Source organism: Mucilaginibacter sp. P4_E8 (genome assembly GCF_056401495.1).
Window position 1 is genome coordinate 16,144 of sequence record NZ_JBFUJG010000019.1, and the last position, 18,618, is coordinate 34,761.

Consider the following 18,618-nt stretch of genomic DNA (forward strand, 5'->3'; position numbering starts at 1 on the left):
GTGTCAAGTATCAGGATTTTTGATGCTGATTTTAAAAAAAGCAGGTTACTTGATACCTGATACTAACTACTTGATACTAAATTTGCATTTATGAACAGATTAGCCGGAGCTTTATTAAGGTATTTTGTAAAAGGACTAATCATTGTAGTGCCTATAGGCGCGGCATTTTTTTTAATTTACTGGGCGGTATCCACCATTGATAAAGCTTTGAATTTAAGCGATGTTTTATGGGTGGATAAGAACGGTAAACACATATACATTCCGGGTCTGGGTATTTTAAATGTGGTTGTGGTTATCATGGTAGCCGGTATACTGGTTACCAATGTAGTTACCGATCCTATTAAACGCTGGTTTAACCGCTGGCTAAACCGCCTGCCTTTAATTAAATTCCTGTACTCATCTATAAAAGATCTGACTGAGGCCATTGTAGGCGACGAGAAAAAATTTAACGAGCCTGTTTTAGTAGAGGTAAATGAATTTGGGTTGAAGAAGATAGGGTTTATTGTTCAAAAAGACCTTACATCCTTAAACCTGCCCGGCGAGGTTGCCGTATATTTCCCATATTCCTACTCCTTTGCGGGGCAGGTAGTTATTATATCGGCCGATAAAGTAAAACACATTGACAAGAGCGCGGCCGATATGATGAAGTTCGTAATATCAGGCGGTGTAAGCGGACTGGATCATAAATAGGTTTAAAGCAAAAAGCTCAAAGCTTAAGGCAGAAAGCTTTGAATTACACGCGTAATACGTATGAGTACTAAGTAAAGCTTTTTGCTTTAAGCTTTGAGCTTTCTGCTTTCCTAAAACTTCTTATCGCCAGTAAAATACTAAGCAGCATTAATACAGCGCCCATTAAATAGGGAGCTCCCGGAAAATAAACTGCTGCACCCTTCATGGTAAAATGATGGAACAGGCTGGTCATTAGTAACGGCCCGATAATGGTGGTTACGCTTACCAGGCTGGTTAATGCTCCCTGTAGTTCGCCCTGTTCATTGGGGGCAATTTTTTCGGTGATAAAACCTTGCAAAGCCGGGCCTGATATCCCACCCAAACAATAGGGGATCATGTATACATACATCATCCAGCCGATGTTATTGAAAGCGATAAATATTAAGCCTATAGTATAAAAGGCCATACCTGCTATAACGCTTTTCTCCAGGCCAAGTTTTGGTATCACTATGCGTATCAGCCCGCCCTGTATGCCTACCAGTAAAATACCTATAAATATACCCAGACCGCTTATGCTGCTCAGGGTCCATTGATATTTTTCAATTAAAAAGAACGGCAGTGTACTCTCTACGGCTTTTTGTCCGATATAAACTATGGTAAATGCCGTGATCAGTGTGCTTATAGAAATATCGTATTTACCTAAACGGGTTAACGCGCTTATAGGATTTGCGCGTTTCCATTCAAACTTGCGCCGGTTTTCGGGAGCTAATGATTCGGGTAGTACAAAGAAACCGTAAAGGGCATTTAACAATGCCAAACCAGCCGCCACAATAAAGGGGAGTTTTACGCTGATGGCCCCTAAAAAGCCACCCATCCCTATCCCCAAAATAAAGCCTAACCCTGATGCGGCCCCAACCAGGCCAAAGTTCGCGGCCCGTTTATTACCTGTGCTCACGTCGGCAATATAAGCCGTGGCGGTGGTGCTGCTGGCCCCGGTTACACCTGCTATAACACGGCCAATAAATAACCAGAATAGGGTGGGTGCAAAGGCCATGAACAGGTAATCAACGCCAAAGCCAAGTAAAGAGCCTAGCAATACGGGCCGCCGGCCAAATCTATCACTCAGGTTGCCTAAAACCGGCGAGAACAAAAACTGCATGGAGGCATAGGTAAATGTTAAATACCCGCTGATTTGGGTGGCTGTACTCAGATCAACATGGGCTAATTGCTCCAGTAATTTGGGCAATATGGGTATAATGATACCTAAACCCAATACATCAATAAATAAAGTGATGAATATAAACCCTAATGCAGCTTTACCTTTTTGATTGCCGGGTTTATCCATAAGTTTTTTAATATAAAGCTATAATAGGTTTAATTATATGAGGTAACTATTTTGCGTGGCAAATTGTTTAATTTCTTTTAAAACTCCTTACAGCAAGCAACGCGCTCAGCAGCATCAATATGCTCCCGATAATAAACGGCGCGCCCGGAAACTGGATAGAAGCATTAGGCCGGGTGAAATGATAAAAAGCCCAGGTCATTAATAAAGGCCCAAAAATGGAGCTTAAGCTCATGAGGCTGGTAAGACCGCCCTGTAGCTCGCCCTGCGCATTGTCGGGCACGGCTGTGCTCATGTAACCCTGCAGCGCCGGGCCTGCAATACCACCCAGGCAATAGGGGATGAGGTAAACAAACATTAGCCAGCCTTTGTCGGCAAAAGCAAATAGTAACAGACCTAAACTATATATGACCAAACCAACCCAAATACTCCGTTGTTCGCCTAATTTAGGTAATATCAGGCGGATCAGGCCACCCTGCACTGCTGCCACCATGAGGCCCACAAAGCCCAGCGAATAGCCTATCATATCTTCGCTCCAGGCAAATTTTTTGATGGTATAAAATGTCCATACACTTTGTACCGATTGTACGGCAAAATATACCAGGAATAAGGATACGGCTAAGCCTATAACCTCTTTGTATTTACTCATTTGTATCAGCGAGCCAACGGGATTGGCTCTTTTCCAGTCAAAATTGCGGCGTTTTTCCTTGGGTAACGATTCGGGCAAAATAAAGTAACCGTATATGGCATTTATCAAAGCCAAACCAGCGGCCGCGAGGAAAGGGTATTGTACATTGTACTTGCCTAAAATGCCGCCAATTACCGGCCCAATGATAAAGCCTAAACCAAAGGCTACACCCACCAGGCCAAAGTTTGCAGCACGTTTTTCGGGTGCGCTAATGTCAGCAATATAGGCTGATGCAGTAGTGAAACTGGCGCCGGTGATGCCCGCAATAATGCGGCCCACAAACAACCAGGCTATGGTAGGGGCAAAGGCCATAAAAACATAATCGATACTAAAACCAAGCAGTGAGCATAGCAGCACCGGGCGGCGGCCAAACTTGTCGCTCAGGTTACCTATCAGTGGCGAAAACAGGAATTGCATACTGGCGTACACCGCTGTAAGCCAGCCCGAATAACTGGAAGCTTCGCTTACATCGCCATGGATCAGGTGCTCAATTAACTTGGGGATAACCGGTATAATTATAGCCAGCCCCATTACATCAATAAATAAAGTGGCAAAAATAAATCCTAATGCGGCCTGCGCTTTGGGTTTTCCCGTGTTATCCATAGCCTGCAAAATAACAATTTAGTATTAAATAGTTATTTATGTTGCTCAAAACATATGATGGTTTGTTGATTATACCTTTTTGTTTGTTTAAAAAGCTTCATTTAAACCCAGAAAGAACCCCTTAGCTCCATATTTACCAAAGGCATAATCCAGGCACAGGTTGGTGCGTGTGGCCTTGTTAAAGAGCACACGTAAACCCGCGCCATATCCGGGCTGCCATACCTGAAATAGCTTGGTGCCCGATTCGTCATTAGCGGTTTGCAAATTAAAGAAGGTAACGCCACTGATGAACTTGTTCCTTAGTATCGGAAAACGGTATTCAACTTCTGAGTAATCATATTTTGTACCTTTAAAGTAACCTGTAGTATAGCCCCTTCCGCTGCGGAAGCTTCCGTCTTTAGCGGTACCCGGCAGTTCAAGGTATGGCACGTTGCCGCTTATTAAATATGATCCCCAGTTCCAAAACGCGATAACGTGTTCTGGATGATCCTCTGAAAGACTAAAGTATTTTCTGAAATCGGTGATAAATTGCACCGCGCTTTTAGAACTTCCTATCCAGGTTTGATTAATCCTAATGCCTGCGTCGGCATAGATCCCTTTATACGCCCGGTTCTGGTTATCGCGGGTGGTGTATTGTACGTTAAAGAGAAATCCGTTTGAGCTGTAGCTATTCCGGCTAAACCCATGCTCATCACTATAAATATTGTAAGGCGTTAAGCCAGTGGATTTTGTGTCTTCAATATTTTTCCTGACATCAAACGATAGTCCGGCACCAACAAAAAGGTTTTTCTCCACTTCCTTGTATACCTTTTCTCTGAAGTTAAAATATACGGAATGAAGTGCCCTGCCTTTACGCTCAGGATTGGTCAACACATGTTCAACATCACTTGCGTCGGACCCACGACCTATACCTAATCCAAAATCGGGCGTAACGGTCTTGGCTACAACAAGGTTACCCTGAAAGTTCCACTTATTACCTGAAGTGTATACATTATGGTTGATGTAGAAATAAATAATGCCCTTGGTGGTTATAGAAGCCGATGTTGCAGCCACAGACAGAAGTGTATTAGGATCATTACCGAATTTTCTGCCGGCCACTGCCTTGATCCCTATTTGTGATCCAATACTGGGGTTTGAAGCGACATTGGGTATGATGGTAATACCAGATGATTTTTTAGTAATTGGATCAGGCTTTTTGTTGGGATGAAAAATATCGTTGAACAAATCGCCCACGTCAAATTGCTTAGACAGGGCCTTTGCCTGCTGAACTCTTATAGAGTCGTTGCGCAGGGAATCCCGTTTCAAAGAATCGGCGGGAGTTACCACCTGGCTATAGGCGTAGCCATGAATTCCTGCAAACAGGGGCAGTAATAAAATCTTTAATAATAAAAAGAACTTTCTATGGGTTGGGATATGATGCGCTTTCAGGATGATGATGTTTAAAATTTCAATTAATTTATAATATCTGTTGCAATAACAGTAAATCAAATTTTAAACCATAAAAGCCCTGAAATGTTTTCAGGCTTGAATCAAAGTATTATCCCAGCATGATTTATCATACTCCTTTAAAGCACTTAACCCACCCCCAATTTAGCACGCGTGCTTGTGCACACTTGCCGTATGTATCCGGCAATAAGGGCAGGTTCTGTCTTTATTCGGTCCTTAAACTTTTTACAGGATTTGCAATGGCTGCTTTAATGGTATTAATGCTTACTATGGCCAGCGTTAACAATAATATGAGCATGCCTACTACGCCAAATAATCCAACACTTATGTTAACGTGATACGGATATTTTTGTAGCCAGTTGTACATCAACCACCAGGTTAAGGGTACAGCTATTACAAAAGCAATCAATACCAGCTTTAAAAACTCGGTGGATATTAATATTAATAACTGCTGTATGGTTGCTCCCAAAACCTTGCGTATCCCTATTTCCCTAAACCGTTTTTCGATGGTGAACGATGCCAGACCGGCTAAGCCAATACAGCAGATGAAAATAGCCAGACCGGCAAAAATGTTGGTAATGCGGCTTATCAGCTCCTCTGTCAAAAACTTTTTACCAAATTCCTGATCTACAAACTGGTATTCAAAAATATCGGCAGGGCTGTATTGAGCATATACTTTTTTAAGTAACTGTATTACCTTTTGTGGCTCCACACCGTTATGGAGCCTTATATTAATATAGTTCGAATTGTTATGATCTGCAAAAACCATCATCGGATCTACCGGCGAATAAGGCGATGACATAACCACGTTATCAGTTACACCAATTACTGTGAATTTATGATCTCCGTATCGTAATTGCCTTCCAAGCGGATTTTTGAGCTGCATTGCCTCAATTGCGGCTTTATTTAATATTACCGAAGAAGTATCAGAAGGCATTCCGGTAAACTCAGTACCCTGCAATAATTTAATACCCATTGTTTTAGCATAATCAACATCAGCTGTCATGTTTGAGAATATGATATTGGCATTGGCTGGCTTGCCGTCCCAATCCGGCGGACCAGATCTCCAGGATATTTCTGTTACAGCCGATGAAGTACGGGTGACACCTTTGATTAGTCCTGTTTTCAGCAGATCCCCTTTTATGGCCGTAAAACTTTTGTTGGTAGCCTCTGTAGACGGAACCATGATCATGTTATCCGGATTATATCCCATGTCGCGATCCTTTACATGCTGTATTTGCTGGTAAACAATTATAGTTGCAGAAATAAGCAGAATAGACGCCACAAATTGGAATATTACCAAAACCCTGCGTGGCGCTATAGCGCTTTTACCCGCAATAAAAGTGCCTTTTAGTACTTTAACCGGGTTAAATGATGATAAATATAAAGCGGGATAACTGCCGGCTATTAAACCGGTAACCAGGATGATCAGCACAGCACCTATCCAGAAAAATGGTTCAGACAGATCTAAATGAAGTTGCTTATCTACCAGGTGATTAAAGGAAGGCAACAGCAGATAAACCGATATAATAGAACATATAAAAGCGATCAGCACCAGGGTCATGGATTCCATAAAGAATTGTATTATCAGTTGCTTTTTATCTGATCCCAGTGTTTTACGAATACCTACCTCTTTAGCTCTCTTTTCAGACCGTGCTGTAGAAAGGTTCATGAAGTTAACACAGGCAATCAATAAAATAATGATGGCTATAATGATAAAAAAACGAACATGCTCAATCATTCCCCCAACGTTCTTACCATCTTTAAAATCACTGTACAGGTGCCATTTATTCATGGGGAAGGCAAAATAGGTACTGATCTTGTCCTTATTATGCTGAAACATTACATTGGTAATGTATTTTCCCAATTGGGGGATATTCGGGTTATCCACCGTTTGTATATACACCTCCCATGACGAATTACCCCACTGGGTCATGGCTCCCTTTACGTCGGCATCTGAAAAATTATAGGGAATAATATAATCAAACTGTTGTGTGGCATTATTTGGCGGGTCGGCTACTACAGCAGTAACTTTATGTACCCCTGTATTATCAATTTTTATTACTTTATCTATTGGGTTAGCGTTTCCGAATAAGGTTTTGGCGGTTGATGCCGTGATGACTATTGATGATGGATCGGTTATAGCGGTAGCAGCACTCCCTTTAATAAATTTCCAGGAAAACATATCAAAATATCTGCCCCCAACATATAGCCCATGTATTTTGACCTTGCTATCGCCAACATTGGCCTGGTGTTGCTCTAAATGTGATGTAAGTACCGCGTTTTTTATTTGCGGATAACCACTTTCAATGGCTTTGGCAAGCGGGAACACCATGTTCCTGTCGGTGAAAATGGTGTTTTTAAAATCCCGGTTAGCAATTACCTGGTAAATGGTTTTATAGTTAGCATGAAATTTATCATAGGTAAGCTCATTTCTTACCCATAAAAATATAAAAATGGTGCAGGTCATCCCAATGGTAAGTCCCAGCAAATTGGTTATGGAAAAACCCTTATTCCTGGTCAGATTGCGCCAGGCAATTTTAAAATAGTTTTTAATCATGATCTTGAGTGCTAAACCGCTCAAAATCAACTAAATAAGTGCCATTATTATAATATATTGATAATGAGAGTTTTATGGCAGTAGAAATAGATTAAAGCGTTCGGTTTTGATACACAGATTGTTCGGTATCGTATGGCACCCAGGAAAAAATAAAGCCCCCGGTTGCAAAAGCAACCGGGGGCTTTATTTTTTCTTTGCCTGATCTTAACGGAGACCCTGGCTAATTTCTGCAATTTCCTGGATCAAACTGTTTACCTTTTCAAAATTAGCGGTTTGTGGACCGCCGCCAACAATGGTAAACAGTGGTCTTTTTCCTTGTGGTAATTCAACCAATGTCAACATCGCGTCGGCTACTTCCTGAGGGTCGCGGCTTTCGGGAGTTGGGTCAAAGTATTGAATCACTCCTTTTTTATAGTTCAATATATCTTCGCCATAAAACTCTTCTACTGCAATATTACCGGCTACTATTGACTTGGTTGTAATATCTGTAGTTTGATACGCTCCCGGCTGGATAGTAGCCACATCAATACCTGATGATTTCAGTTCATAATGATAACCTACCGATACTGCATCCAAAGCTGCCTTGGTGCCATTATATGTACTTAAAATAGGAATATAATGCCTTGACTGTACACTGGTGATATTGATAATTAAACCATCTTTTTGTTTGTGCATAAAAGGTAGCACCGCTTTCATCATACGTTCTGGCGCAATAGTGTTTACCTGGTATATCTGGTTTGTTTGTTCAATGGTAAGTGCCTCGCCCAGTCCCAGGTATGATAAACCCGCATTATTGATCAAAACATCAATAACCCCGCCTGATTTTTCGCTGATCTCTGCAATAGCCTTCTTAGCCGATTCATTGCTGGTTACATCAAGTTCAATAACCTCAACGGCTGCGCCGTTATCTTTTGCCCATTGTTTTAATTCGGCTGCTGTGGAGGCGTTTGCACCGGCGATGTTACGCATGGTAGCGTAAACGGTATGTCCTTTACTGGCCAGGGTTTTTACTGCCTGTAAGCCAAACCCACTGCTGCTTCCTGTTAGAATGATCTTTTTCATGTTGTTGTTTTATTTGATTTTGTTGTTTTATTTATATACTTACTTATATGTATGTAAGTAAAATGAGTAAATTTTTTTATTTTGCTTTTAAGGATGATCGTAAGCCATCCATTAACTGGTAAAAATAAGCTTCGCCGCGTATACGGCCTACCTGTAACGAGCCTGGCAATATGGCTTCCCATTTGTTGGCCATTTCTTCGGCTGTGCCTTCAAAATTAAATTTACCAGTGTCGAGCCCGTTTTGCAATACTTCTATAAGCCAGGCATGTACCATATTTGAATACTGGATGGTAGCTGCCTGTATTTTTTCGGGAACATCGTGATAGGCCGAACCTAAAGTACCTATCAGGCACATTTTATGTCCTTCGTTAAAGTAAAGGTCATAATTGTACAGCAGGGCTTCTAGCTTTTCCATAGGTTCGTCATTAGCCTTAAGCTTTATCATATTGGCAAAATCATGGCTGTCCTTTTCAATAACGGCCAAACCAAGGTCTTCCTTTGCCGGATAATAGTGATGAATAGCCGCATTCTTAATGTTCAATATGGTGGCTATTTGTTTATAATTAAATGAATGATACCCTATCTTCTGGATAAAGTTGCGTGCTAACTCTATAATCTTATCCCGGGTATGTAATGAGGCATCCATTTTGTTATTGATTTTGATGATGCAAGTATACTTACTTTTATGTAAGTAAGTATACTTAATGTGCATGTTGACAATCAGATTACAAACGATTTCGGTAAACTACAAACTTATATAGCAAAAGAGGCTGTCTCATATATCGAAACAACCTCTTTAATTACTTTAATTAAGTGTTTTGAATAACACCCCTTTAATTAAAAATTCGGTTTCAACACATACTTGTTGTAAAAACGGGTAATGTGTTCAACGGCTTCTTCGGCGGTATCAACCACACGGTAAAGCATCAGGTCGTCGGGGTTAATGTTGTGCTGATCGGCAAGCATTTTCTCTTCTACCCATGCAAACAGACCTTTCCAGTATTCCACACCTACAAATATGATGGGGAAACGGGCAATTTTACCGGTTTGTATCAGGGTGATGGCCTCAAATGATTCGTCCATAGTACCAAAACCGCCGGGCAGTATGATAAAGCCCTGCGAATATTTCATGAACATCACCTTGCGGATAAAGAAGTAATCAAACTCCATGATCTTATCCCTGTCAATATATTTATTGTGAAACTGCTCAAAGGGAAGCTCAATATTTAAACCAACCGATTTACCGCCGGCCTCGTAAGCGCCTTTGTTGGCAGCCTCCATAATGCCCGGTCCACCGCCCGATATTACGCCATAGCCGTGTTCGGTTAACAGGCGGGCGGTATCTTCAGCAAGCTTATAATACTTGTTATCATTGTGCGTACGTGCCGATCCAAAGATGGATACACAGGGACCTATTTTTGCCAGTTTTTCAAAGCCATCAACAAATTCGGCCATTATTTTAAATATCTGCCAGGAGTCGGTCACCTTAATTTCCTGCCAGTTCTTGTTCTCAAAAGCTTGTCTAATTTTTTCTTCGCCGGTCATATCCTTTTATAAAATATTAATAAACTATAACGTTGCCACCTTTGTTTTTGATGTTGACGTTATCCAAAGGCCAACAAATGTAATTAATCCGTTAACAATGATAAGCTCGTTGTCAAAAACATATCCACCTAATATATGCTTTGATTCTGTACTTAAAAAGTAACATATCGCTGGCGAGATAATGCAAATAAACGGCACCAGTTTATCCCGTACCTGTCGATTACCTACAAACAGGCCAAACGAATACAAACCTAACAGTGGTCCGTAGGTATATGATGCAACTTTAAATATGGCGTTCACCACCGCATCGTTATTAATGGCATTAAATATAATGATGGTTAAAAACATGAGCCCCGAAAAACCAACGTGCACCACGTGTCGGGCGCTTACCATTTTTTTGCTGTTTACGTCCCCTCTTTTATTAAAGTTCAAAAAATCAACACAAAACGATGTAGTGAGCGCGGTAAGGGCCGAATCTGTAGTGGCAAATGTGGCTGCGGTTAATCCCAGCATAAATACCATAGCCGGCACTATCCCCAGGTATTTTAGAGCGATAGTAGGGTACAGGTAATCGGTTTTTTCAACGTGGATGCCGTATTTGTTGGCGTATATCCAAAGCAAAGCGCCCACACTTAAAAAGAAAATATTGATCACCACGAACACGCCGGTAAAGCTGAACATGTTTTTTTGTGCTTCTTTTATATTTTTCAGGCTCAGGTTTTTTTGCATCAGGTCCTGGTCAAGCCCAACCATGCATACGGTGATAAACAAGCCCCCTAAAAAGGCTTTGGTGAAGTGGAATTTGCTGCTTAAAAAATCATTAAAGAAAAATATTTTGGAGTAGCTGCTGTTTTTAATAGCATCGGTAGCCTCAAAAACGCTCATGTGCAGGCTCTGGCAAATAAAATATATCGAAAGGAATACCGACAGCACCAGGAAAAACGTCTGCAAGCTATCAGTAATAATGATGGTTTTTAATCCGCCCTTAAACGTGTACGACCAGATGAGCAGCAAACAAATAAGCACCGTTACCGCGAAAGGAATATGATAGCTATCGAAAATAAACCTTTGCAACACAATAACCACCAGATAAAGCCGGAATGCAGAGCCTATAACCCTGCTGATGAGGAATATGCCTGCCGCCGTCTTGTAGCTCCAGGTACCTAAAGCGCCCTCAATATAACTGTAAATAGAGGTAAGCTTAAGCCGGTAATACAGCGGTAGCAATACGGTAGCAACTACGATAAATCCTGCGGCATTACCCAATACAAATTGGAAGTAGGAGAATTCATCGCCGGAGGGAGCGCCAACCTTGCCCGGTACCGAAATAAAGGTAACCCCGCTTAAGGCTGTGCCGATCATCCCGAAGGCTACCAGGTACCATTTGGAATTGCGGTTGGCTACAAAAAAGGTATCGTTATCTGATGATTTTTTTGAGGTGAGCCATGATATGATCAATAACACTAAAAAGTAACCGATGATAAAAGAAAGTAATATTCCGGGCGACATATATTTGTTTTAAGTCCGAAAGACCGAAAGCCGGGGAAGTCCGAAAGTTCAGGTCTCTGTTTAATCCGAAAGTCGGAAACTTTTTTTACAATAGGTAATTATTGGAGTTGGTTTGTGTATTTTATTATTTGAGGTGATGCGTTTTTCTTATCTCTTGATTCTTGTTTCTAATCTCTTGCCTCTATTCGCACCCCTACATCACCTCTCATACCCGTTTTTAACATTTACATTCACTAAAAATCAATTAGTTTTATGGCAACAACCATTAACCAATAATTTAGCCATGACCACTCGTACCGGTATCCAAAAAATTGCCGCTCTGGCAATTGTAATTTCTGTAATATGTTTTAGTTTTTACAGTGCAAAGGCACAAGAGCATCAAGCTAAATTTAAGGTGATAGCCTTTTATACCGGCCGGAATGATAAGGCACACATCAGCTTTATGCACGAAGCAAACCGGTGGTTTCCGCAGATGGCTAAAAAGTATAATTTCACCTATGACTCCACCAAAAACTGGAGCAATATGAACCCTGAATTTTTGGCCAAGTATCAGGTAGTAATATTTTTAGATACCCGTGCCGATGATCCTACACAACGAGCGGCATTTGAGCAATACATGAAAAAAGGCGGCGCATGGATGGGTTTTCACTTCTCGGCCTTTGCGCTTACCCCTTCAGATTATCCCCAAAACTGGGATTGGTACCATAATGAGTTTTTAGGATCTGGCCAGTATAAAAGCAATACCTGGCACCCAACTTCGGCCATTTTAAGGGTGGAGGACGCTAAACATCCGGTAACTAAAGGGCTGCCGACCACCTTTAAAGCATCGCCAAACGAGTGGTACAGGTGGGAAAAAGACCTGCGTACCAATCCGGATATTAAGATCCTGTTATCTATCGACTCTACCAGTTTCCCGCTGGGTACAGGGCCAAAACAGAGTGAGATTTGGCATAGCGGTTACTACCCCGTAGTATGGACAAACAAAAACTACCGGATGGTTTATTTTAACATGGGTCACAACGCTATTGATTATGACGGCGGAACCAATAAAGAACAATCACAAACATTTGATAATGACATTCAAAATAAATTGATCCTTAATACACTGTTATGGTTGGGAACGGGTAAAAAGTAAGGCTTATATCTTTTTAAAAAGGATGTCATTTTCTTTAAAATGACATTTGCAAATGGGTTGACTTTAAAAGAGGTTTCTACCTTTGATAGTTACAACTCACCTATGAAAAAACTGAAAGAACTTTTTACCCAGGTTAAGGAATTGCCAGATAAAGATAACCGGCATATAACCGATCTGCTGTGGCAACTCATCTGTTACTCGCCCAAAATGCCGGTAAGGCTGCAGAGCCAGCGGTTACTTGACGAGGCAACGCCATTTACACTCAATGTTGACGATCCGCATTTTAGTCGCTCGATATTAAAATTTAATGGATTTATATGGGGCAACGGCAGCCGCAAAGTGTTGATCACTCACGGCTGGGGCTCCAAAGCAGCTGATTTTTCTGATTTAATTGCGGCCTTAAAAACTATCGAAAACCTGCAGATCATAGCCTTTGACACCCCCGGTAATGGCAGTTCCGAAGGTGAATTATCCAACCTGTTACTTTTTGCCAGGGCCACGGAAGCAGTTATCAGGGCTTATGGTGCGCCAGATATAATGATCGGGCACTCGCTGGGAGTAATGGCCAATATCATGGCGATAAGCGAAACTGCAATTAAACCATCTTTATTGATAAACATAACCCCAATGGTAAGGTTAAAAGAAAACTTTACAGCTACCATGACTTTCGCTGAAGTTCCGCAAGCGGCACAGTCTAAGTTTTTTGAAAGTTTTGAATCATTGTTTAAAGTGCCTGTATCCTATTTTAAGCTAACTGATTTGTATACTGAAGGTGCTGCTGTAAAACATTGGCTGGCTTATGATCCGGGAGATAAAGTTGCTCCTCTTGAGTACCTGCAGGAGTTTTTAGCCATGCATCCTTCGGTTTTATCCAAAGAATATGCAGCCACCGGGCACGAGAGGATAATTAAAGATGCCGGGCTTATTAATGATATTGTGGAGTTGGTAAAGCAGGGGAATAAGCAAGGCAATTAGCTACAACGCGTCATTGCGGTAAGCCCCCTCTAAATCTCCCCCGGTAGGGGAGACTTTTATTTTTTGGCCCTCCCTTCCGGGGAGGGTTGGGCGGGGCTAATTGCTTCGTGCCTCGCAATGACGCGTTTTTTAATTTAATTCTACTCAAACCACCTCATTCTGTACTCCTGAGTAATATTTCAGTTCGATAAGATCATGCGGGAGGGATTTGGTGTTCCAGGCCTGATGTATGGCAAGTGCTGTACCTACGGCGGTGGCCTGCGCCATTGATGCCGCGTAAACTTCTAAATGAGGAAAGGCGAAAGCCAACAGGTGCATAAACACTGTGTTTTTGCTGAAGCCACCATCTACAAAAATCCTTTGTACTTTACAGCCCTGCAGCACATACCCGGTAGATATCGTTTGCTGCTGAACAATATCGATCATTAACTGGTGATAGGCTTCCGTATCATTACTAAAATCGGTCAGGTTGCGTTGCTCAAAGACCGATTTTTGTAGCTCGCCCTCCTGAGGTTTGGACTGCGGTGCATCTTTTGTTTGTAACCGGGCAACAATAGCAGGGTCAAAATTCATAGTGCGATACCTGATCGCATCCTGGTTAAAATGAGCAGCAATGCGTTTTACCTGTTGCTCATATTCGTAACCTGTAAACAGCCGCGATGCCTTAACCGGACTGCCTTTATATTGCAGATAATTCAAGCAATCATTTTTAAGTTCTTCCTCGGTAAGGGGAGTTTGATTAAAAGGGTTCAGGCTAATGGACCATGTACCTGTTGATATGAGTACAAAAGGCATATTAAAGCTCACCAGGTAAGGAATAAGCGCCGCCGAACTATCATGCAAACCAATGCCCACACTATAAGTACTCCCCGGAAATACTGCCGAAAGTACCCCATCGGCAGGTTTCAGAGGTGCCATTTTGGGCAGGATGCCTTCGCGGTTTAACCATTCATGGTAGGTATTTTTACTAAAATCCCAAAGGGCGGTGTGGCAACCGATACTGGTAAGGTCGGTAACCATTTGGCCGCTGAGCAGATAACTCATGTATTGTGGTAAATGCAGGGCGTATTTCACCTTGTTAAAAACTTCGGGCTGTTGGTATTTAAGCCGGTAAAGCTGCAGGCCCGAGTTTAAATTACCCAAAACAGGCGAAGCAGTTTCACGTGCAAACCGGGCTTCATCGCCATAGGTTTCATAAAACTGCCTGCCCAACTCTGGTGGATATGGTTTAAGGTAATTATACAAAGGGGTAAGGGGCCTGCCATCTTCATCAACATAAACAAAGCTGGCCCCATAGGTTGAAAAGTTGACCGCTTTAAGGTCAAACTCTTTATGCTTAAATATTTCCCTCAACGAATCAAACACCGACAGTCGCAGGCTGTCGAGGTTTTCGCAAGGGTCGCCATCCTCGTCGTGGGTTTCGGTAAACCTGGCTGTTCTTTCAAAAACTATTTTATAGTTCTCATCAAAAAGAAACAGCTTTTTATTGGTTTTACCCACATCAAAAATAGCTATGACAGGTATTTGCTCCATAGTTTACAAGCCGGTTGATACTGCCAGCGCTCCACGTTCTTCTATCAGTTGTTTGCGTACGGCCTGTTGCCTGTACACGGCTAAAGGGTTTAATGCTCCGCCTGAGCGTAAACGGGCCTCGGCCAGCAATGGCCGAACATCAGTACGGTAAGCATGCTGTAAAATTTCCTGCGCCAGCACCACATCGTTATTTTGTTGTGCCTGTACCAAAGCAGGTTGATCAACCAGTAATGCCTGAGTGTAAGCTATCTTGATGGCTTCTACAGATTGCAGCAGGTCCTCTACAGGATCTTTTACGTTATGCGATGCGTCGATCATCCAGCCTATACCGGTAGCGTGATTCAGGCCGCGGGCATCCATGCCTTCCACCAGTTCATTAAATATCAGGAACAGTTGATAAGGGTTAATGCTGCCAACGGTTAAATCATCATCACCATATTTTGAATCGTTAAAGTGGAAACCGGCCAGCTTGCCTTCCATCAGCAATAATGAAACAATTTGCTCAATATTGGTACTGCCTAAATGGTGACCCAGATCAACCAGGGTTTGAGCTTTTTTGCCAAGTTTTGATGCCAGCAGGTATGATTGGCCCCAATCGCCAATAGTGGTCGAATAAAAATTGGGCTCATAAGGTTTGTACTCTATCCAAACTTTCCAGTCGGCGGGCAAAGCGTCATAAATTTCATGCAAGCTTTCCAGCGTGCGCTCAAACGCGCCGCGCATATTAAGCTGGCCGGGGAAGTTTGATCCGTCAGACAGCCAAACTGACAATGCCTTTGAATCCAACTCCACACCGTAATTGATCACCTCGATATTATGCTCCACAGCTTGTTTGCGTACGGCTTTATCTACATGGTGTAAAGAGCCATATTTGTAGCTATGTTGCTGTGAAGGTTGATCCTGGAAGGTATTTGAATTTACCGCGTCAAAGTGCAGGCCGAGTTGTGCGGCTAATGCTTTAATATCCGACGCGTTTTTAGGGATATCCCAGGGAATATGCAGGGAGATGGAATTGCTGCTTTTGTTTAAAGCATGTATCAAGCCTACATCCTCAATTTTTTCTTCGAGGCTGCGTGGCTCACCACCGCCTGAAAAACGGCCAAAGCGTGTACCGCCGGTACCTAATGCCCAGCTGGGTATAGCTATATTAAAATCTGAAATTTTTTGAATAATGGTATCCAGCCCGTTTATATCGGCAGCAACAAAATCAAACTTGCGCTGGTGCACAGCCTGTTGTTTATGATTAGCCTCGTCAATTATGCTCTTCTCTAATTGCATGATTATAATGGTTAAGCCCCACCCAAACCCTCCCCTGAAGGGGAGGGCTTAAAAAGGACAGTTTAATTCCCTCAGAGGAGGTTTAGATCTTATGTATTTTTTAAAGTCTCCCCCTTCAGGGGGAGATTTAGAGGGGGCTTCCCTTATCGCACAAATGCCATAGCCACACCGCCATCAACATTTAACACATTACCTGTTGATTTGTTGAGCAGCCCGCCGGTAAAGGCAAAGCAGGCATCAGCAATATCGGCTGGTAAAATGATCTCGTTTAGCAGAGTACGTTTGGCGTAGTAGGCGGGCAGCTCGGCAACGGTAATTCCGTATGCCTTCGCACGACCTTCGGCCCATCCCCCGGCCCAAATATTGCTATCGCTGATAACAGCATCAGGATTTACTACGTTTACACGGATGCCATCAGCGCCTAATTCGGCAGCATTAAGACGGCTTAAATGCAGCTGTGCAGCTTTTGCCGAACCATAACCCGCGTTATTTGGTCCGCTTACTAAAGCGTTTTTACTTACAATATTGATAACATCGCCACCAATTGCTTGTTTTTTCATTACGGCAACTGCGGCCTGGGTAATAAAGAACTGGCCTTTCACCAGTACATCATATAACAGGTCCCAATCCTTTTCGGTATGGTCGGCGATGGATTTAGATATGGATAAGCCCGCATTATTTATAACAATATCAACCCCGCCAAAAGCTAAAGCTGCTATTTCAAGCGCGCTATTGATCTGGTCGGCATTGGTAACATCAAGCACCGCGGTGGTGTATGAATCTTTACCATATTGCTTTTTAAACTCTTCACCGGCACTATCCAAACGCTCGGTGTTCATATCGTTTAAGATCACTACGGCACCTTCGTCAACAAATTTTTTGGCGATGGCTTTACCTATACCACCTGCGCTACCTGTAATCAGGGCAATTTTGCCTGATAAAGCTTTTGCTTTTGGCATACGCTGTAATTTAGCTTCTTCCAGTAACCAGTATTCAATATCAAAAGCTTCCTGACGGGGTAACGAAGTATACTCAGAGATAGCCTCGGCACCCTTCATTACGTTGATAGCATTGGTATAAAACTCTGCTGCTACACGGGCAGTTTGTTTGTCTTTGGAGAACGAGAACAAGCCTACACCCGGATACAGGATGATCACCGGATTGGTATCCCTTATGGCCGGACTGTTATCATGCTTGCAGGTATTGTAATAGTCGGTATACATTTGGCGGTAAGCCTCAAAAGCAGGGGTAAGGCGTTCTTGCAAAGCTTTAACATCGCTCAGATCCTCACCGGGCTTAAGGTCAAGCACCAGCGGACTGATCTTGGTACGCAAAAAGTGATCAGGGCAGCTGGTACCCAAAGGTGCCAAACGATCAAGATCGTTGGAGTTGATAAACTCCAGCACACGTGCATCATCAGTAAAATGACCTATCATGTGTTTTTGGCTTGAGCAAAAGCCACGCAGAATAGGAGCAATAGCAGCAGCTTGTTTTTTACGGCCGGCTTCGTCCAAACTTTGTACTTTTTGACCGCCAAAAACAGGGCCTTTCTTGCCGTAATTTTCTTCTAAATATTCGGCACAACGCTCAATAACTTCCAACGTGTTCATGTAGCTTTCATAAGCAGTATCGCCCCAGGTAAATAAACCATGTGAGCCTAACATAATACCACGGATGCCGGGGTTTTCGTCAAGGCATTGCTTTAATTGCAAGCCCAGTTCAAAGCCTGGTTTTTTCCACTCCACCCAGCCTATAGTACCATTAAACAGCTCCTGGGTTATTTTTTTACCGTCTTTAGCTGCGGCAATAGCAATAGCCGCGTCAGGATGCAGGTGGTCAATGTGTTTAAATGGTAAAAAGCCATGCAGCGGGGTATCAATTGAAGGAGCTTTTGACGCCAGGTCATAAATGCAATGGTTAAACAGTTCTACCATTTCATCCTCATATTGTACACCACGATAAACGTTTTTAAGACTGCGCAAACGGTCGACATACAAGGCAGCCAGTCCGCTTTTTTTAAGCGTACCAATATCACCGCCCGAGCCCTTGATCCACATTACCTCAACCTCACTGCCGGTTAGCGGGTCTTTTGATATTAATTTACATGAAGTATTACCCCCGCCATAATTGGTAAGCCTCAGATCGGCTCCCAATAAATTTGAACGGTATATTAACAGGGCAACTTCATCGCCTTCCAGTTCGGCGGCTTTTGCATCATCCCACAGGTAGCTTACATGCTTAAATGGTGTTGTTCTGACAGACATATATTTTAA

General features: G+C 42.6%; 14 protein-coding genes. 3 read left to right on the plus strand and 11 right to left on the minus strand.

The window, feature by feature from the left end; all coding sequences use genetic code 11:
- Nucleotides 1-90 precede the first annotated feature (90 nt).
- Nucleotides 91-690 (plus strand): DUF502 domain-containing protein, encoded by a 600-nt coding sequence (locus tag AC1DRQ_RS10635; RefSeq protein WP_477424242.1) that lies wholly within the window; start codon nucleotides 91-93, stop codon nucleotides 688-690.
- 67 nt (nucleotides 691-757) lie between these two features.
- Here the strand turns inward: AC1DRQ_RS10635 and AC1DRQ_RS10640 are convergent, their stop codons facing one another.
- The 8 genes from AC1DRQ_RS10640 to AC1DRQ_RS10675 all read right to left on the minus strand — a co-directional run bounded on the left by AC1DRQ_RS10640 (nucleotide 758) and on the right by AC1DRQ_RS10675 (nucleotide 11,424).
- Complete coding sequence (locus AC1DRQ_RS10640) at nucleotides 758-2,014, minus strand: TCR/Tet family MFS transporter (protein ID WP_477424244.1); 1,257 nt, start codon at nucleotides 2,012-2,014, stop codon at nucleotides 758-760.
- Nucleotides 2,015-2,081: 67 nt separating this feature from the next.
- On the minus strand, nucleotides 2,082-3,302 hold the full coding sequence (locus tag AC1DRQ_RS10645; RefSeq protein ID WP_477424245.1) for a TCR/Tet family MFS transporter: 1,221 nt from the start codon (nucleotides 3,300-3,302) through the stop codon (nucleotides 2,082-2,084).
- Nucleotides 3,303-3,389: 87 nt separating this feature from the next.
- Nucleotides 3,390-4,790: a BamA/TamA family outer membrane protein gene (locus AC1DRQ_RS10650; RefSeq protein ID WP_477424248.1), complete on the minus strand. Its 1,401-nt coding sequence runs from the start codon at nucleotides 4,788-4,790 to the stop codon at nucleotides 3,390-3,392.
- 163 nt (nucleotides 4,791-4,953) lie between these two features.
- A complete protein-coding gene (locus tag AC1DRQ_RS10655; protein WP_477424250.1) occupies nucleotides 4,954-7,308 on the minus strand; it encodes an ABC transporter permease in 2,355 nt (784 codons plus the stop codon).
- A 204-nt stretch (nucleotides 7,309-7,512) separates the two neighbouring features.
- Nucleotides 7,513-8,370 (minus strand): SDR family NAD(P)-dependent oxidoreductase, encoded by an 858-nt coding sequence (locus tag AC1DRQ_RS10660; RefSeq protein WP_477424252.1) that lies wholly within the window; start codon nucleotides 8,368-8,370, stop codon nucleotides 7,513-7,515.
- Nucleotides 8,371-8,446: 76 nt separating this feature from the next.
- Nucleotides 8,447-9,016 carry a TetR/AcrR family transcriptional regulator gene (locus tag AC1DRQ_RS10665; protein WP_477424253.1) on the minus strand — a complete coding sequence of 190 codons (570 nt, stop codon included), beginning with the start codon at nucleotides 9,014-9,016 and terminating at the stop codon, nucleotides 8,447-8,449.
- A gap of 191 nt (nucleotides 9,017-9,207) precedes the next feature.
- The gene (locus tag AC1DRQ_RS10670; protein WP_429398087.1) at nucleotides 9,208-9,915 is read right to left on the minus strand and encodes an LOG family protein; all 708 of its coding nucleotides are present in this window, start codon (nucleotides 9,913-9,915) and stop codon (nucleotides 9,208-9,210) included.
- Nucleotides 9,916-9,939: 24 nt separating this feature from the next.
- Nucleotides 9,940-11,424: a sodium:solute symporter gene (locus AC1DRQ_RS10675; protein WP_477424255.1), complete on the minus strand. Its 1,485-nt coding sequence runs from the start codon at nucleotides 11,422-11,424 to the stop codon at nucleotides 9,940-9,942.
- Nucleotides 11,425-11,707: 283 nt separating this feature from the next.
- On the opposite strand from AC1DRQ_RS10675, the gene AC1DRQ_RS10680 reads away from it, so the two are divergent.
- Together AC1DRQ_RS10680 and AC1DRQ_RS10685 are read left to right on the plus strand one after the other, a co-directional pair.
- Nucleotides 11,708-12,559, plus strand: coding sequence for a ThuA domain-containing protein (locus tag AC1DRQ_RS10680; protein WP_477424257.1), 852 nt, complete (start codon nucleotides 11,708-11,710; stop codon nucleotides 12,557-12,559).
- Between the two features lie 102 nt (nucleotides 12,560-12,661).
- Nucleotides 12,662-13,534 (plus strand): alpha/beta hydrolase, encoded by an 873-nt coding sequence (locus AC1DRQ_RS10685; protein WP_477424258.1) that lies wholly within the window; start codon nucleotides 12,662-12,664, stop codon nucleotides 13,532-13,534.
- Nucleotides 13,535-13,678: 144 nt separating this feature from the next.
- On the opposite strand, the gene AC1DRQ_RS10690 is transcribed toward AC1DRQ_RS10685, so the two are convergent.
- The 3 genes from AC1DRQ_RS10690 to AC1DRQ_RS10700 form a co-directional block, all read right to left on the minus strand.
- Nucleotides 13,679-15,067: an FGGY-family carbohydrate kinase gene (locus tag AC1DRQ_RS10690; protein WP_477424259.1), complete on the minus strand. Its 1,389-nt coding sequence runs from the start codon at nucleotides 15,065-15,067 to the stop codon at nucleotides 13,679-13,681.
- A 3-nt stretch (nucleotides 15,068-15,070) separates the two neighbouring features.
- Nucleotides 15,071-16,345 carry a sugar isomerase gene (locus AC1DRQ_RS10695; protein ID WP_477424260.1) on the minus strand — a complete coding sequence of 425 codons (1,275 nt, stop codon included), beginning with the start codon at nucleotides 16,343-16,345 and terminating at the stop codon, nucleotides 15,071-15,073.
- A 143-nt stretch (nucleotides 16,346-16,488) separates the two neighbouring features.
- Nucleotides 16,489-18,609 (minus strand): bifunctional aldolase/short-chain dehydrogenase, encoded by a 2,121-nt coding sequence (locus AC1DRQ_RS10700; RefSeq protein WP_477424262.1) that lies wholly within the window; start codon nucleotides 18,607-18,609, stop codon nucleotides 16,489-16,491.
- Between the last annotated feature and the right edge of the window lie 9 nt (nucleotides 18,610-18,618).

Excerpts from the sequence above, each read along its gene's own strand:
- AC1DRQ_RS10675 (WP_477424255.1), bottom strand. The coding sequence starts at position 11,424 with ATGTCGCCCGGAATATTACTTTCTTTTATCATCGGTTACTTTTTAGTG.
- AC1DRQ_RS10655 (WP_477424250.1), bottom strand. The coding sequence starts at position 7,308 with ATGATTAAAAACTATTTTAAAATTGCCTGGCGCAATCTGACCAGGAAT.
- AC1DRQ_RS10640 (WP_477424244.1), bottom strand. The coding sequence starts at position 2,014 with ATGGATAAACCCGGCAATCAAAAAGGTAAAGCTGCATTAGGGTTTATA.
- AC1DRQ_RS10685 (WP_477424258.1), top strand. The coding sequence starts at position 12,662 with ATGAAAAAACTGAAAGAACTTTTTACCCAGGTTAAGGAATTGCCAGAT.
- AC1DRQ_RS10635 (WP_477424242.1), top strand. The coding sequence starts at position 91 with ATGAACAGATTAGCCGGAGCTTTATTAAGGTATTTTGTAAAAGGACTA.
- AC1DRQ_RS10680 (WP_477424257.1), top strand. The coding sequence starts at position 11,708 with ATGACCACTCGTACCGGTATCCAAAAAATTGCCGCTCTGGCAATTGTA.
- AC1DRQ_RS10700 (WP_477424262.1), bottom strand. The coding sequence starts at position 18,609 with ATGTCTGTCAGAACAACACCATTTAAGCATGTAAGCTACCTGTGGGAT.
- AC1DRQ_RS10660 (WP_477424252.1), bottom strand. The coding sequence starts at position 8,370 with ATGAAAAAGATCATTCTAACAGGAAGCAGCAGTGGGTTTGGCTTACAG.
- AC1DRQ_RS10665 (WP_477424253.1), bottom strand. The coding sequence starts at position 9,016 with ATGGATGCCTCATTACATACCCGGGATAAGATTATAGAGTTAGCACGC.
- AC1DRQ_RS10690 (WP_477424259.1), bottom strand. The coding sequence starts at position 15,067 with ATGGAGCAAATACCTGTCATAGCTATTTTTGATGTGGGTAAAACCAAT.
- AC1DRQ_RS10695 (WP_477424260.1), bottom strand. The coding sequence starts at position 16,345 with ATGCAATTAGAGAAGAGCATAATTGACGAGGCTAATCATAAACAACAG.
- AC1DRQ_RS10670 (WP_429398087.1), bottom strand. The coding sequence starts at position 9,915 with ATGACCGGCGAAGAAAAAATTAGACAAGCTTTTGAGAACAAGAACTGG.
- AC1DRQ_RS10645 (WP_477424245.1), bottom strand. The coding sequence starts at position 3,302 with ATGGATAACACGGGAAAACCCAAAGCGCAGGCCGCATTAGGATTTATT.